General features: G+C 55.8%; 10 protein-coding genes and 1 pseudogene. 8 read left to right on the top strand and 3 right to left on the bottom strand.

Annotation, left to right across the window (positions count from 1 at the left end; translation table 11 throughout):
- Window positions 1-85: 85 nt before the first annotated feature.
- Complete coding sequence (gene barA, locus ACMWJS_RS08715) at window positions 86-2845, bottom strand: two-component sensor histidine kinase BarA (protein ID WP_414746951.1); 2760 nt, start codon at window positions 2843-2845, stop codon at window positions 86-88.
- Between the two features lie 57 nt (window positions 2846-2902).
- Between barA and rlmD the strand changes: the two genes are divergently transcribed.
- The 5 genes from rlmD to eno all read left to right on the top strand — a co-directional run bounded on the left by rlmD (window position 2903) and on the right by eno (window position 10584).
- Complete coding sequence (gene rlmD / locus ACMWJS_RS08710) at window positions 2903-4201, top strand: 23S rRNA (uracil(1939)-C(5))-methyltransferase RlmD (RefSeq protein WP_048029198.1); 1299 nt, start codon at window positions 2903-2905, stop codon at window positions 4199-4201.
- 51 nt (window positions 4202-4252) lie between these two features.
- Complete coding sequence (gene relA / locus ACMWJS_RS08705; RefSeq protein ID WP_008499628.1) at window positions 4253-6484, top strand: GTP diphosphokinase; 2232 nt, start codon at window positions 4253-4255, stop codon at window positions 6482-6484.
- 66 nt (window positions 6485-6550) lie between these two features.
- The gene (gene mazG / locus ACMWJS_RS08700; protein WP_414746950.1) at window positions 6551-7342 is read left to right on the top strand and encodes a nucleoside triphosphate pyrophosphohydrolase; all 792 of its coding nucleotides are present in this window, start codon (window positions 6551-6553) and stop codon (window positions 7340-7342) included.
- Between the two features lie 223 nt (window positions 7343-7565).
- Complete coding sequence (gene pyrG / locus ACMWJS_RS08695; protein WP_032648095.1) at window positions 7566-9203, top strand: glutamine hydrolyzing CTP synthase; 1638 nt, start codon at window positions 7566-7568, stop codon at window positions 9201-9203.
- A gap of 82 nt (window positions 9204-9285) precedes the next feature.
- Window positions 9286-10584, top strand: coding sequence for a phosphopyruvate hydratase (gene eno, locus ACMWJS_RS08690; RefSeq protein WP_024909267.1), 1299 nt, complete (start codon window positions 9286-9288; stop codon window positions 10582-10584).
- A 53-nt stretch (window positions 10585-10637) separates the two neighbouring features.
- On the opposite strand, the gene ACMWJS_RS08685 is transcribed toward eno, so the two are convergent.
- Window positions 10638-11747, bottom strand: a complete 1110-nt coding sequence (locus tag ACMWJS_RS08685) for an SDR family oxidoreductase (RefSeq protein ID WP_248222218.1) — start codon at window positions 11745-11747, stop codon at window positions 10638-10640.
- A 358-nt stretch (window positions 11748-12105) separates the two neighbouring features.
- Entirely contained in the window at window positions 12106-12930 is an 825-nt protein-coding gene (locus ACMWJS_RS08680; protein ID WP_414746949.1) for a MurR/RpiR family transcriptional regulator, read from the bottom strand.
- A 165-nt stretch (window positions 12931-13095) separates the two neighbouring features.
- Between ACMWJS_RS08680 and ACMWJS_RS08675 the strand changes: the two are divergent.
- The 3 genes and pseudogenes from ACMWJS_RS08675 (at window position 13096) to queE (ending at window position 16088) form a co-directional block, all read left to right on the top strand.
- Window positions 13096-14655: pseudogene (locus ACMWJS_RS08675) on the top strand (PTS transporter subunit EIIC).
- Window positions 14655-15344 carry an N-acetylmannosamine-6-phosphate 2-epimerase gene (locus ACMWJS_RS08670; RefSeq protein ID WP_414746948.1) on the top strand — a complete coding sequence of 230 codons (690 nt, stop codon included), beginning with the start codon at window positions 14655-14657 and terminating at the stop codon, window positions 15342-15344. The pseudogene ACMWJS_RS08675 and the gene ACMWJS_RS08670 overlap by 1 nt, the downstream one beginning before the upstream one ends.
- 72 nt (window positions 15345-15416) lie before the next feature.
- Entirely contained in the window at window positions 15417-16088 is a 672-nt protein-coding gene (queE, locus tag ACMWJS_RS08665) for a 7-carboxy-7-deazaguanine synthase QueE (RefSeq protein ID WP_021241905.1), read from the top strand.
- Window positions 16089-16113 lie beyond the last annotated feature (25 nt).

Raw genomic sequence — 16113 nt, 5'->3', positions numbered from 1 at the left:
GATTGCCGGGGGGCGGCTTCGCCTTACCCGGCCTACGTTAGTGCACCTGTAGGCCCGGTAAGCGTAGCGCCACCGGGCTTCTACCTCAGCTCCCCAACACCTTCATCGCTTCGCGCGTCACGTTATCCATTTCATCCAGCAGCTCCAGGAACTCCGGTTCAAGCTCCGATTCCGGCGTGCCCGCACGCAGCTGCTGCTCCAGCAGTTGGCAGAGGTTTTTCAGCCGCGGTACGCCGCTGTACCCGCAGCTGCCGTGCAGCTTGTGGATTGCGTCCAGCAGATCTTCCGGGTTTTCACCCACCAGCTGCTCTTCCACCTTATTGCGAATTTCCGGTAGAAACGCGACCAGCATTTGCAGCATGTCGCGGGCGAGATCGGGTTTACCCGCCGCCTGGCGCAGCGCAAGCTGCCAGTCAAAGGTGGCGTTCTGATTAACGCTTATCTCAGACTGCTCGCTGGAAACCGTGTACGTTCCGCCAATATGACCCGGCTTGTAGCGCAACAGCAGGCTATGAAGTTTCTCTTCATCGATGGGCTTTGCCAGATAGTCATTCATCCCGGCGCTCAGCAGCTTCTCCTTCTGGCCCGCCATCGCGTGCGCGGTGACAGCAATAACCGGCGTTTGCTGCTGATGCGGCAGCTGGTGGATCAGCTCGCAGGCCCGAATGCCGTCCATGCCCGGCATCTGAATATCCATCAGGATTAAATCAAACTGCATCTGCTTAGCCTGTTCAACCGCCTGCGCGCCGCTGGTGCACAGTTCAACATGCTGAACCTGGTCTTCAAGCAATGCGCCAATGAGCTTCAGGTTGGCCGGATTATCATCCACCGCCATCACGCTCATCGGCAATTTTTGCTCATCGTTAATCAGCGGAAGGGCATGCTGGCTAAGACGGCAATATTCCGTGAGCGCAGGCAGCAGGCGGGTCGCGGTGAGCGGTTTAAGCAAGCAGGCGGCGGCCCCGTCATTTTTCAACTCTTCTGCATTCAGCTGCGCGTGGCAAGGCAGCGCCAGCAGCAGGTAGTCGGTCATCGACGCGGCTTTCGCCAGCCGCTCCTGCTGCATGGTCAGCTCGCCGGTGAAGGTGACCGGGATCCCCATCAGCAGGATGTCATAATGCTCAACGGCCAGAGCGGAGAAGGTTGGGCTATAGACCACCTCCAGCGGCGTGGTGCTTAAGATGTCGAGCGCACACTGCGCCGCCGCAGCGTTAGGTTCAACGTAGGCCAGACGCTTGCCTTTCAGGCAGTCCGTCACCGGGCCATCGGTCAGCACGTTCGGATTGAGGTCCAGATTAATGTGGAACCAGAAAGTTGAACCGCGATTTGGCTGGCTGTGGAAAGAGATATCGCCGCCCATCTCGTTCACCAGACGCTGGGTGATCACCAGCCCCAGACCGGTGCCGCCATGACGGCGGGAGATACTGGCATCCGCCTGACGGAACGCCTGGAACAGACGCGACTGGTCGCGCTCCGGAATGCCGATGCCGGTATCGCGGATCTGGACTTCAATCTGGACCTTATTGCTGCTGATCGAGCGTTTCTCTACCAGGACGTCGATATTACCGCTTTCGGTGAATTTAATGGCGTTCCCGACAAGGTTGGTAATGACCTGCTGCAGGCGCAGCGGATCGCCAATAACGTTATCCGGCACGTCGTTTTTAATGTTAAGCGTCAGCTCCAGGCCTTTGTCGTGCGACGAGTGCGCGAGCAGCGTCACCACTTCATCGAGCGTGCTGCGCAGCGGGAAGGGAATACTCTCGAGGATCAGCTTGCCCGCTTCCAGCTTGGAGAAGTCCAGCACGTCGTTGATGATCGCCAGCAGGTTGTTGGCCGAGCGTTCAATGGTGTGCAGGTGATCCCGCTGAGTAGGATTCAGCTCGCTTTTCAGGGTCAAACGGGTAAAGCCAATCACGCCATTGAGCGGCGTGCGCAGCTCGTGCGACATATTGGCAAGGAATTCCGATTTGATACGCGCCGCTTCCTGAGCGCGCTTTTTCGCCAGATCCAGCTCAACGTTCTGGATCTCCATCTGCTCCAGCGTTTCGCGCAGGTCGGACGTCGCCTGGTCAACGTTGTGCTGCATCTCTTCGTGATAGGCCGCCAGCGACATCGCCATCGAGTTGATGCCGTTTTTCAGCATATCCAGCTCGCCCAGCATAAACCCTTCCACACGGCTGTCGAGCTGTCCCCGGCGGATGCGGTCAACCGTGTTAACCATGTTGCGGATGGGACCCGTCACGTCGCGCATCAGGCGCCAGCCGAAGATCAGCGCAATGCCGATGCAGAACAACATCATCACGCCGGAGATGAAAATCTCTTTGTACTGCTGTAGCCGGACCGATTTGAGATCCAGCTCCAGCGCCACATATCCCAGCATATTATTGCTGGATTTGGCGTCGGATTGCGCAGACTCATCGGGGGAATAGCTTTCTGATACGATCGGCGTGCGCAGGATCATGATATCGCCGCGCCGCAGTACGGTGAGGTGACGCGGGAATGGCGTACCGTCCGGGATCTTCAGGGCCGCCGGATCGAGATGAAAGTTCGAGGTGACAAACAGGCGGTTATGTTCGTCGTAAACGGAAATGGCGCGTACGATGTCCGAGTGGCGGCGGTGGAGTACGCTGATTAACTGCCCAATGGATTCGCGGTTTTGCAGGTTCATGCCGTACTCGCTGGAGACGGCAAGCGGTTCGATAATGCTGGCGCCTGCATCCTCCAGCTGTCGCTGCAAATCGTTATAGCGATGCACCACAAAGAAGATACTCAGCAGCAAACCGATGAGAACGGTGGGGGCGAGGATCAAAATCATCATGCGCGCGCGCAGGCTGTAGTTGGTCATGGCGTTCCGTTATGGGACAATTAAGATAATTATGTTTATGTGAGAAAAATCTCGGCGATGGCGCAATTCTACTCTGCAAAGCGACGCGTGACGACGCGTCAAATCATCACTGTTGAGGCCACGGACCTTGATCCGTTTGGTCAGGGAGTGGCACGCCACAATGGTAAGGCTCTGTTTATAACAGGTTTACTGCCAGCAGAACGAGCAGAAATTACGCTGACGGAAGATAAACGCCAGTTTGCGCGCGGGCAGGTTAAGCGTCGCCTCAACGATAGCCCGGAGCGTGTGGCGCCCCGCTGTCCCCATTTTGGCGTGTGCGGCGGCTGCCAGCAACAGCACGCGAGCACAGAATTACAGCAAAAAAGCAAAAGCCGCGCGCTGGCGCGTCTGCTTAAACATGACGTTAACGAAATTCTTGCCGATGCGCCCTGGGGCTATCGTCGTCGCGCGCGGCTGAGCCTCAGCTATCAGCCAAAAACGGAGCGGCTGGAGATGGGGTTTCGCAAGGCTGGCTCCAGCGACATCGTTGATGTGAAGCAGTGCCCCATTTTGGTGCCCCATCTTGAGGCATTGCTTCCGGAAGTGCGCATCTGCCTCTCCGGGCTGGACGGCGTTCGCCATCTTGGGCATGTCGAACTGGTCATGGCAAACAATGGCCCGCTGATGGTGCTGCGCCATACCGCGCCGTTGTCGAAAAAAGATCGCGAAAAACTGGAACGCTTTTCGCATTCCCACGACCTGGCGCTTTTCCTTGCACCACAAAGCGAGATACTTGAACAGGTTACCGGTGAGGCGCCCTGGTATGCGTCAAACGGGCTACGCTTAACGTTCAGCCCGCGGGATTTTATTCAGGTCAATGATGGCGTTAACCAGCAGATGGTGGCGAAAGCGCTGGCGTGGCTGGATGTTCAGAAAAGCGACCGGGTGCTCGATCTGTTCTGCGGAATGGGCAACTTCACGCTGCCGCTGGCGCGAGAAGCGGCCAGCGTCGTCGGCGTGGAAGGCGTTGAAGCGCTGGTGGCGAAAGGGCAGGAGAACGCGCGGCAGAACGGCTTGCAAAATGTGACATTCTTTCATCAAAATCTTGAGGAAGATGTCACCCAACAGCCGTGGGCAAAACAGGGCTTCGATAAAATTTTGCTCGACCCGGCACGTGCCGGTGCCCCGGGCGTGATGGCACATATTATTAAACTCGCGCCGAAGCGTGTGGTCTATGTTTCCTGTAACCCGGCAACGCTTGCCCGGGACAGCGAGGCATTACTCAGCGCGGGTTACCAGATTCAGCGTCTGGCAATGCTGGACATGTTCCCGCACACTGGGCATCTGGAATCGATGGTGTTGTTCGAGCACATCTAATTTGTTTGGCTTGTCGACTTCGACAGGCCCTGGTCCCTAAAGGAGAGGACAATGGTTGCGGTAAGAAGTGCACATCTCAATAAAGCTGGGGAGTTTGACCCACAAAAATGGATCGCAAGTCTGGGAATTTCCAGCCAGCAGTCGTGTGAACGCTTAACCGAAACCTGGGCCTATTGTCTGCGCACCACGCAGGGGCATCCCGACGCCGATCTTCTCCTGTGGCGCGGCGTGGAGATGGTTGAAATCCTGTCCATGCTGAACATGGATATCGAAACGCTGCAGGCCGCCCTGCTGTTCCCCCTCGCGGATGCGGACGTGGTCAGCGAAGACGTGCTGCGCGACAGCGTCGGGAAATCCGTCGTCGCGCTGATCCACGGCGTACGCGATATGGCGGCTATCCGCCAGCTTAAAGCCGCGCACACCGATTCCGTCTCCTCAGAGCAGGTCGATAACGTTCGCCGGATGCTGCTGGCCATGGTGGATGATTTCCGCTGCGTGGTCATCAAGCTGGCCGAGCGTATTGCCCACCTGCGAGAGGTGAAGGATGCACCGGAAGACGAGCGCGTGCTGGCCGCCAAAGAGTGTACAAACATCTATGCGCCGCTGGCGAACCGCTTAGGGATTGGTCAACTGAAATGGGAGCTGGAAGATTACTGCTTCCGCTATCTGCACCCGGCGGAATATAAACGGATTGCCAAACTCCTGCACGAGCGCCGTATCGATCGCGAGCACTATATCGAGGAGTTTGTCGGCGGCCTGCGTCAGGCGATGAAAGAAGAGAACGTGCGCGCCGAAGTCTACGGTCGACCAAAACACATCTACAGCATCTGGCGCAAAATGCAGAAGAAACACCTCGCCTTTGACGAGCTGTTTGACGTGCGCGCCGTGCGTATCGTGGCGGAGCGTCTGCAGGACTGCTACGCCGCGCTGGGGATAGTACACACTCACTTCCGTCATCTGCCGGATGAGTTCGATGACTATGTCGCTAACCCCAAACCGAACGGCTATCAGTCTATCCATACCGTGGTGCTTGGCCCGGGCGGTAAAACGGTCGAGATTCAGATCCGCACCAAACAGATGCATGAAGATGCCGAACTGGGCGTTGCCGCGCACTGGAAATACAAAGAAGGCACGTCCGGCGGGGCGCGTTCAGGCCACGAAGACCGCATTGCCTGGCTGCGTAAGCTGATTGCGTGGCAGGAAGAGATGGCCGATTCCGGCGAGATGCTCGACGAAGTGCGCAGCCAGGTCTTTGACGATCGGGTGTATGTCTTTACGCCGAAAGGGGACGTTGTTGACCTGCCGGCCGGCTCTACGCCGCTCGATTTTGCCTACCACATCCATAGCGATGTGGGGCACCGCTGCATCGGGGCGAAAATTGGCGGGCGTATCGTACCGTTCACCTATCAGCTGCAGATGGGTGACCAGATTGAAATCATTACCCAGAAGCAGCCGAACCCGAGCCGGGACTGGCTTAACCCGAACCTGGGGTATGTCACCACCAGCCGCGGACGCTCGAAAATTCACGCCTGGTTCCGTAAACAGGATCGTGACAAGAATATCCTTGCCGGTCGTCAGATCCTCGACGACGAGCTGGAGCATATTGGAATCAGCCTGAAAGAGGCGGAGAAATTCCTGCTGCCGCGCTACAACTTCAACGAGCTTGATGAGCTGTTAGCGGCCATTGGCGGCGGTGATATTCGTCTGAATCAGATGGTGAATTTCCTGCAGGCGCAGTTCAATAAGCCAAGCGCGGAAGAGCAGGACGCGGCGGCGCTGAAGCAGCTGCAGCAGAAAACCTACGCGCCGCAGCAGCGCAGCAAGGACAACGGCCGCGTGGTGGTCGAAGGTGTCGGTAACCTGATGCACCACATTGCTCGCTGCTGCCAGCCAATCCCAGGGGATGATATCGTCGGCTTTATCACCCAGGGGCGCGGAATTTCGATTCACCGTTCCGACTGCGACCAGCTTGCCGAGCTGCAGTCCCATGCGCCGGAGCGCATCGTGGAAGCGGTCTGGGGGGAAAGCTATTCCGCTGGCTACTCGCTGGTGGTGCGCGTTACCGCCAACGACCGCAGCGGCCTGCTGCGCGACATCACGACTATTCTCGCCAACGAGAAGGTCAACGTGCTGGGCGTCGCCAGCCGCAGCGATACCCGCGAGCAGCTTGCCACCATCGATATGACTATCGAAATCTACAACCTGCAGGTGCTGGGCCGCGTGCTCGGCAAGCTGAACCAGGTGCCGGATGTGATTGACGCGCGTCGTCTGCACGGCGGCTAAACATCCTCTTCCGTAGGCCGGGTAAGGCAATGCCGCCACCCGGCATTTTTTCATCAGGACAGAACTATGACTCAAATCGACCGCCTGCTCGGCATCATGACACGCCTGCGCGACCCGGAAAACGGCTGCCCGTGGGACAAAGAGCAGACTTTCGCCACCATCGCCCCGTACACCCTTGAAGAGACCTACGAGGTGCTGGACGCCATTTCACGTGAAGATTTTGACGACCTGCGCGGCGAGCTGGGCGATCTGCTGTTCCAGGTGGTGTTCTACGCGCAGATGGCGCAGGAAGAAGGGCGCTTTAACTTTGACGATATTTGCGCTGCCATCAGCGACAAGCTTGAGCGCCGTCATCCCCATATTTTCGGTGATGCTACCGCAGGAAACAGCACCGAAGTGCTGGCCCGCTGGGAGCAGATCAAAAGCGCAGAGCGGGCAGAAAAATCCCAGCACTCCGCGCTGGATGATATCCCGCTGAGCCTGCCCGCGCTGATGCGCGCGCACAAAATCCAGAAACGCTGCTCCGCGGTGGGGTTTGACTGGACCTCCCTCGGCCCGGTGCTGGATAAAGTGCACGAAGAGATTGACGAAGTCATGCACGAAGCGCAGCAGGCGGTGGTGGATGAAGCAAAGCTTGAGGAAGAGATGGGCGATCTGCTGTTTGCGACCGTCAACCTTTCTCGCCACCTGGGTGTAAAAGCGGAAACGGCACTGCAAAAAGCCAACCTGAAATTCGAACGCCGCTTTCGCGAAGTAGAGCGGATTGTCGCCTCGCGAGGCCTGGAAATGAGCGGTATTGACCTCGACGCGATGGAAGAAGTCTGGCAGGAAGTAAAGCGCCAGGAAACTGATCTCTAACGACATTTTGCGATCAAGCGCAATTTGTGTGATTTTTTAAATGACAAGCGCTTGATTTGCGTCAAAAACATTTACCCAAAAGGGGCTATTTTCTCACTCCTTATGTTTGTCATGGCCTGGAATGGAGACGGAGAATGAAAGTTTGTGGCGCTCGCCGTGTTCGGGTATACTACTTTCCCGTCCTGGTTATTCCATCGTTTCACCCTAACTTCTCAGGTTCAGCATGACAACGAACTATATTTTTGTGACCGGCGGGGTCGTATCCTCTCTGGGTAAAGGCATTGCCGCAGCCTCCCTCGCAGCCATTCTTGAAGCCCGTGGCCTCAATGTGACCATGATGAAACTGGATCCGTACATCAACGTCGATCCGGGCACCATGAGCCCAATCCAACACGGGGAAGTGTTCGTTACTGAAGACGGCGCTGAAACCGATCTGGATCTTGGCCACTACGAGCGTTTCATCCGCACCAAAATGACCCGTCGTAACAACTTCACGACCGGCCGCATTTACTCCGACGTTCTGCGTAAAGAGCGCCGTGGTGATTATCTGGGGGCCACCGTTCAGGTTATCCCGCACATCACTAACGCCATCAAAGAACGCATTGTTGCGGGTGGCGAAGGCCACGACGTGGTGCTGGTTGAAATCGGCGGTACCGTGGGTGATATCGAATCCCTGCCATTCCTGGAAGCGATTCGTCAGCTGGCGGTAGACATTGGCCGTGAACACGCGCTATTCATGCACCTGACGCTGGTGCCGTACATGGCCGCCGCAGGTGAAGTGAAAACCAAACCGACTCAGCACTCTGTTAAAGAGTTGCTCTCCATTGGTATTCAGCCAGACATCCTGGTTTGCCGTTCCGATCGTGCGGTGCCGGCGAACGAACGTGCGAAAATTGCATTGTTCTGTAACGTGCCTGAAAAAGCCGTTATTTCAATGAAAGATGTCGATTCCATTTATAAAATCCCGGGCCTGTTGAAATCTCAGGGCCTGGACGATTATATTTGTAAACGATTCAGCTTGAACTGTCCGGAAGCCAACCTGTCTGAATGGGAACAGGTTATTTACGAAGAAGCCAACCCGGCAGGCGAAGTGACTATCGGTATGGTCGGCAAGTACATCGAGCTGCCGGATGCCTACAAGTCCGTGATCGAAGCGTTGAAACACGGTGGTCTGAAGAACCGTGTCTCCGTGAACATCAAGCTGATTGATTCGCAGGATGTTGAAACGCGTGGCGTTGAAATCCTGAAAGATCTGGATGCTATTCTTATCCCTGGCGGCTTCGGCTACCGTGGTGTAGAAGGCAAGATCGCCACCGCGCGCTATGCGCGTGAAAACAATATTCCATACCTCGGCATCTGTCTGGGTATGCAGGTTGCGCTGATCGAATTTGCGCGCAACGTAGCGGGAATGGAAAACGCGAACTCTACGGAATTTGTGCCAGACTGTAAGTACCCTGTTGTGGCGCTTATCACCGAATGGCGTGACGAAGAAGGTAACGTCGAAGTCCGTACCGAGAAGAGCGATCTGGGTGGCACCATGCGTCTTGGCGCACAGGCCTGCCAGCTGACTGACGATAGCGTGGTTCGCAAGCTGTATGGCGAGCCGGTCATCACCGAGCGCCATCGTCACCGCTATGAAGTCAACAACATGTTGTTGAAACCTATTGAAGCCGCGGGCCTGCGTGTTGCGGGACGCTCCGGGGATGATCAGTTAGTCGAGATCATTGAAGTGCCAAACCATCCGTGGTTTGTCGCCTGCCAGTTCCACCCGGAATTTACTTCAACGCCACGTGACGGGCATCCGCTGTTTGCAGGCTTTGTGAAGGCCGCCAGCGACTACCAGAAGCGTCAGGCGAAGTAAAAAAAGTTAGAACGGCAACGCGTACCTTTGGTACGCGTTGTTTGTCTGGAGTTTTAGTTTAACTTGTACTGAGGAAAATCTAATGTCCAAAATCGTTAAAGTCATCGGTCGTGAAATCATCGACTCCCGTGGTAACCCGACCGTTGAAGCCGAAGTTCACCTGGAAGGTGGTTTCGTTGGTATGGCTGCTGCTCCATCAGGTGCTTCTACCGGTTCCCGCGAAGCGCTGGAACTGCGCGATGGCGACAAATCTCGCTTCCTGGGTAAAGGCGTACTGAAAGCGGTTGGCGCTGTAAACGGTCCTATTGCTCAGGCAATCATTGGCAAAGACGCCAAAGACCAGGCTGGCATCGACAAGATCATGATCGATCTGGACGGTACTGAAAACAAATCTAACTTCGGTGCGAACGCAATCCTGGCTGTTTCTCTGGCAAACGCCAAAGCGGCTGCGGCTGCGAAAGGTATGCCACTGTTCGAGCACATCGCTGAACTGAACGGCACCCCAGGCAAATACTCCATGCCTGTACCAATGATGAACATCATCAACGGTGGTGAGCACGCAGACAACAACGTTGATATTCAGGAATTCATGATTCAGCCAGTTGGCGCGAAATCCCTGAAAGAAGCGGTACGTATGGGTTCTGAAGTGTTCCACAACCTGGCTAAAGTTCTGAAAGCTAAAGGCATGAACACGGCTGTTGGTGACGAAGGTGGCTATGCGCCAAACCTGGGTTCTAACGCAGAAGCACTGGCTGTTATCGCAGAAGCAGTAAAAGCTGCAGGCTACGAGCTGGGCAAAGACATCACCCTGGCGATGGACTGTGCAGCATCTGAATTCTACAAAGACGGTAAATACGTTCTGGCTGGCGAAGGCAACAAAGCGTTCACCTCCGAAGAGTTCACTCACTTCCTGGAAGACCTGACCAAACAGTACCCAATCGTGTCTATCGAAGACGGTCTGGACGAGTCTGACTGGGCTGGCTTCGCATACCAGACTAAAGTACTGGGCGACAAAATCCAGCTGGTGGGTGACGACCTGTTCGTAACCAACACCAAGATCCTGAAAGAAGGTATCGAGAAAGGCATCGTTAACTCCATCCTGATCAAATTCAACCAGATCGGTTCCCTGACCGAAACGCTGGCTGCGATCAAAATGGCGAAAGACGCTGGCTACACCGCGGTTATCTCTCACCGTTCTGGCGAAACTGAAGACGCTACCATTGCTGACCTGGCTGTGGGTACCGCTGCAGGCCAGATCAAAACCGGTTCTATGAGCCGTTCTGACCGTGTTGCTAAATACAACCAGCTGATTCGTATCGAAGAAGCTCTGGGCGAAAAAGCACCATACAACGGTCGTAAAGAGATCAAAGGTCAGGCATAATCGCCTACGCCTTAAAATGAAAATGCCAGTCGAATGACTGGCATTTTTTTTGGCTATTTAAAATCGACCGCCATTTGCTCCGGGATCGTCAGCCCCTGGGTGGTTTGCACGCAGCGGGCGATGTAATCCGTAAACCGGGGTGGCTTCGGCATCCCCATGCTCAGCAGCTTATCGTTGCTGAAGCGCACGTTAAGCGTGGCAAACGCACCGTATAACCGCATGGCTTTCAGCATCAGACGTTCGTTGCACGGCCCAAAAATATGTTTCAACTCGCGGCGCATTCTGACCAGCGTTTCGTAGCTGACCTGAGCATATTTATCCCCGACGGGGGCTTTCTCCAGCGCCTGCGCCATTGCCTGATCGATATCCGCAAAGCGAACGCTGTTCTCTTCACCGGCAGAAATGTGTACCACTTCCCCCGGACGCGCGTTGCTGTTCAGCAGCATTAACAGCGCGTCGGCGCAATAATCCACCGGAACAACGTCGATCCTGTCTTCCATGGAGCACATAAACTTCTGCAGCATCAGGCCCATGCTAAAGACCCAGAAAATGCTGCTCGACGGCGTGCAGCCGTGGCGGGTATGGCCGACAACGATGGACGGACGCGCGATGAGCAGCGGCAGGTTCGGACATTCCTGACGCATCAGCTGTTCGATGGTTGACTTCGAATAAGTGTATTCCACCAGGTGTTCAGCATTCTCTCTGAATTCCGCGCTTTCGGCGACCAGGGAATCCTGCTCCGGTGTGCATGACATTGCCGTGCCTACGTGGAGGAAACGCTGCAGTCCTGAGACTTGCTCCATACGGCGCGCCAGCGCCAGCGTTCCTTCAACGTTGACCTTCCAGATGAGCGGGTTGTTACCAAATGAGGCGACAGCCGCACAGTTCACGACATGCGTGACCCGATCCAGACGGGGATCGTTCAGGAAGGCTTCAGGCTGGCTGAGGTCGCCAATCAGTATATTATCCACATTCAGAGAGGCCAGTTTGTCCTCAGGAACGTTGAACTTGCGCATGTTCTCCAGCACGCGCTCCAGCCCGCTCTGCGGATCGCTGGCACGCGCGAGCAAAAGCAGTTTTACGGGTTGATCGTTGGTGAGTATTTTTTCAAGAACTGCACCGCCCAGAAATCCGGTCACGCCTGTAATCAATAACATCTTCATTAATACCGTCTCATTATGATTGATGAGGCGGATTGTAGGAGGGCAAAAGTAAACGGCATTTAAATAATAAAACGCCGAAATCAATGGCGTCTTAAGCTTATTTTAAGGAAAGGAAATCAGGTGGAGATATTGGACATTGCAGATTGGGTAAAAATTCAATTTATTAAAATTAATATTTTAACCTATTGATTTTTGTGTTTTTTGTTTCCACACCACCAGGTGGTTAGCTTAATTCAAAATGTAATAAATATAATACTTTGTTACACCAAACATTTACCGGGTAAATGATTTAACCCACCCTTAACGTAAATCAGACGACACATGACGCAGGCTGTTTTATTTAGCCTGCGAATGATTTTCAGAGCAAAAGGGGAAGCGTGGCGCTGGCTGTTTGCTGGCTAACGTCGCCGTAATGACCATCCAGCGTAATCAGGGACGTAGTCAGCAGCTCAACCAGCAGCATGACCCCAACCTTAGCATTGAGCGCGCCCGCGCTAAGCGGCCCCTCTGGCTTGGCGGCCACCAACTGCATGTCGCTCAGGGACGCCAGCGGGCTGCGGGGCGTATTGCTGAGAGCCAGTACCTTAACGCCACGTTTGCTGGCAAGTTTCACCACGTGGAGTAAATCCCGCGTTGAACCCGAGCTGGAGATAGCCACCACCAGAGTCTCTTTTGAAAGCGTTGTCGCATTCATGGCCGCGCGGTGCATATCGCTAAACAGCTGTGCGGGTTTCCCCAGACGCAACAGCTTGTAGTGGAGATACTCCCCGAGGATCGCGCTGGCCGCAACGCCATAAATCTGCACCGACTGCGCCTGATGCAGCGCCAGCGCGGCCTTTTCAAGCAGCGCGCGGTCAAGAAGCCTGGCGGTATCCTGCAATGCCTGCACCGACTCATCCACCACGTTATCAATCTCATCCGCCGCCTGACGCGCGGGCTGGCCCTGCTGAATATCCAGCGCAAGCGCCATTTTAAATTCGTTATAGCCCTTGCAGCCCAGCGTCCGGCAAAGACGCGTGACGCTGGCCTCGCTGGTGTGGCTCTCGCGCGCCAGCTCGGTGATCGTCAGGTAGAGCACCCGGGCTGGATCGCTGAGGACAAACTCACCGAGTTTTTGTTGTGTTGGGCTGTACCCGGAAGCCTCCTGGCGTAGCTTCAGCAGCAGGTTTTCATGGTCTGACATGCTCGATCCTTAATGCGTTTCTCTGCGACTAGTGTGGCGGAAAGCGGGGGAAAGATGCCAGTCATTTTGAAAAAGTATGATCGTCGTCCTGGTTTTTGATGATAATTTTCACTATTAAATATTTATATGGTAAAAATTTTCATCGTTTAATGAGGGGATGAAAAAATGATGCAAATATTCAGTGGGGCTTCTTCAGGAGGATGGTTTGAAAAAGCGCAGCGCTTTGGCAAATCCTTTATGTTGCCGATTGCCGTGTTGCCTGCGGCGGGTCTGCTGCTGGGGATAGGCGGCGCGTTATCGAATCCCAACACGCTGGCAGCCTATCCGTTTTTAGACGTGAGCTGGCTGCAGGCCATTTTCACCATCATGAGCAGCGCAGGATCCATCGTGTTTGCGAACCTCTCGGTGCTGTTTGCCGTTGGGGTGGCCGTCGGGCTGGCAAAAAGCGACAAGGGCACGGCCGGGCTGGCGGCGTTACTCGCGTTTCTGGTGATGAATGCCACCATCAACGCGCTGCTGATCCTCACCGGCAAACTCGCGCATGAGAACCCGGGGGCCGTGGGGCAGGGCATGACGCTGGGTATTCAGACGCTGGAAACCGGCGTGTTTGGCGGCGTGGTGATTGGGCTGGTGACCTGCGCGCTCCATCATCGGTTTAATAAAATTGCGCTTCCGCAGTTCCTGGGCTTTTTTGGCGGCTCGCGCTTTGTTCCTATTATCAGTTCGCTGGCGGCGATACTCGTCGGTGCGCTCATGACCGTGGTCTGGCCGCATTTCCAGAAGCTGATTTTTGGTCTGGGCGGGCTGGTGGATGCGACCGGCTATCTGGGCACCCTGCTGTACGGCTTTATTCTCCGCATGCTGGGCCCGTTCGGTCTGCACCACATCTTCTATCTGCCTTTCTGGACCACCGCGCTTGGCGGGAGTGAAATCGTCAACGGCCATCTGGTTGAGGGCACACAGCGGATCTTCTTCGCTCAGCTGGCTGACCCGAACACGCAACATTTCTATGAGGGCACGTCACGCTTCATGTCCGGGCGCTTTATTACGATGATGTTTGGCCTGCTCGGGGCGTGCCTGGCGATGTACCACACGGCAAAACCCGAGAACAAAAAACGCGTTGCCGGACTGCTGCTTTCTGCGGCGTTAACCTCGTTCCTGACAGGGATTACCGAGCCTATCGAATTCTCGTTCCTGTTTATTGCGCCGGTGCTCTACGTCATCCATGCGCTGTTTGACGGGCTGGCATTCATGCTCGCGCACATGCTGCATATCACCATCGGGCAAACCTTCTCTGGCGGTTTCATCGACTTCGTGCTGTTCGGCATTTTGCAGGGAGAGGCCAAAACCAACTGGATGTTCGTTCCGCTGGTCGGCGTACCGTGGTTCTTCCTGTACTACTTTACCTTCCGCTATCTGATTAACCGCTTTGATTTCGCGACGCCGGGTCGGGAAAAGGAGGCGATGGCTGACGAAGTCAGTCTGCCGCAAAACTAACGCGCTGCTGCGGTGATCGCCGGATTAGGCGGAAAAGACAATCTGGACGAGGTGGACTGCTGCGCCACGCGTCTTCGCGTCACGGTTAAAGACGGCAGCAAAGTGAATGACGCGGCGCTGAAAGCCACCGGGGCGCGCGGCGTTATCGTGCGCGGCAACGGCGTTCAGGTCATCTATGGCCCGCACGTCACGATTATCAAAAACGAAGTGGAAGAGATCTTATCGTAATGAAAACTGTACTGGATACCCTGAAGGGAAAACTGGTCGTCTCCTGTCAGGCGCTGGAAAATGAACCGCTGCACAGCCCGTTTATTATGTCGAGAATGGCGCTGGCGGCGGCACAGGGCGGGGCCGCGGCTATTCGCGCCAACAGCGTGGTGGATATTGAGGCCATAAAGCAGCAGGTGTCTTTGCCGGTCATCGGCATCATCAAACGGGACTATCCCGAAAGCGAGGTGTTTATCACCGCGACAATGAAAGAGGTGGATGAGCTCATGAGCGTCTCGCCGGACATCATTGCGCTTGATGCGACGGCGCGGGAACGTCCTGGCGGCGAATCCCTTGAAACGCTGGTCTCGCGCATCCGCTCACGCTATCCCGCGGTGCTGCTGATGGCGGATATCTCCTCCGTGGAGGAAGCCGTGACGGCGCAGGCGCTGGGCTTCGACTGCGTCGGCACCACGCTTTACGGCTACACGGCGGAAACTGCGGGCCATACGTTGCCTGACAACGACTGCGCCTTCCTGAAAGCGGTGCTGGCGGCCGTGACGGTGCCCGTGGTTGCCGAAGGCAACGTGGATACGCCTGAACGTGCGGCCAGATGCCTGGCGCTGGGCGCGCATACGGTGGTGGTCGGCGGCGCGATCACCCGTCCACAGCAAATCACGGAACGGTTCATGGCGGCGATTGGCGCGTAAAGCACCGATGGAGCATGACCATCCGGCGGGGATCTGCGATACTTATCGTTTATCCCCTTTACTGAGATGACTATGCAGTACCCGATTAACGAGATGTTCCAGACCCTGCAAGGCGAGGGTTACTTTACTGGCGTTCCCGCTATTTTCATTCGTTTACAGGGATGCCCGGTTGGCTGTGCCTGGTGTGACACCAAACATACGTGGGATAAGCTCGCAGATCGGGAAGTGTCGCTGTTTAGCATTCTGGCGAAAACCAAAGAGAGCGATAAGTGGGGCGCGGGCAGTGCCGAAGATCTGCTGGCCATTATTGGCCGTCAGGGCTGGACGGCCCGTCACGTCGTGATCACCGGCGGTGAACCCTGCATCCACGATCTGACCCCGCTGACCGAGCTGCTCGAAAAGAACGGCTACAGCTGCCAGATCGAAACCAGCGGCACCCATGAAGTGCGCTGCTCGCACACCACCTGGGTGACGGTATCGCCAAAAGTAAATATGCGCGGTGGGTATGACGTGCTGTCTCAGGCGCTGGAGCGCGCGGATGAGATTAAGCACCCGGTAGGGCGTGTGCGTGATATCGAAGCGCTGGATGAACTGCTGGCCACCCTGACGGATGAAAAGCAGCGGGTGATTGCCCTGCAGCCTATCAGCCAGAAAGACGATGCAACGCGCCTGTGCATTGAAACCTGTATTGCGCGCAACTGGCGCCTGTCGATGCAGACGCACAAATATCTGAATATTGCCTGACCCTTTCGTGGCCCCGCCTATCGCG

This window comes from Enterobacter sp. HK-058-C-ECC (genome assembly GCF_047531125.1).
In the GTDB taxonomy this organism is placed as follows: Bacteria; Pseudomonadota; Gammaproteobacteria; order Enterobacterales; family Enterobacteriaceae; genus Enterobacter; species Enterobacter quasiroggenkampii.
Note: the sequence above shows the minus strand (reverse complement) of the source record. Positions and strands in the feature narration are given on the sequence as shown.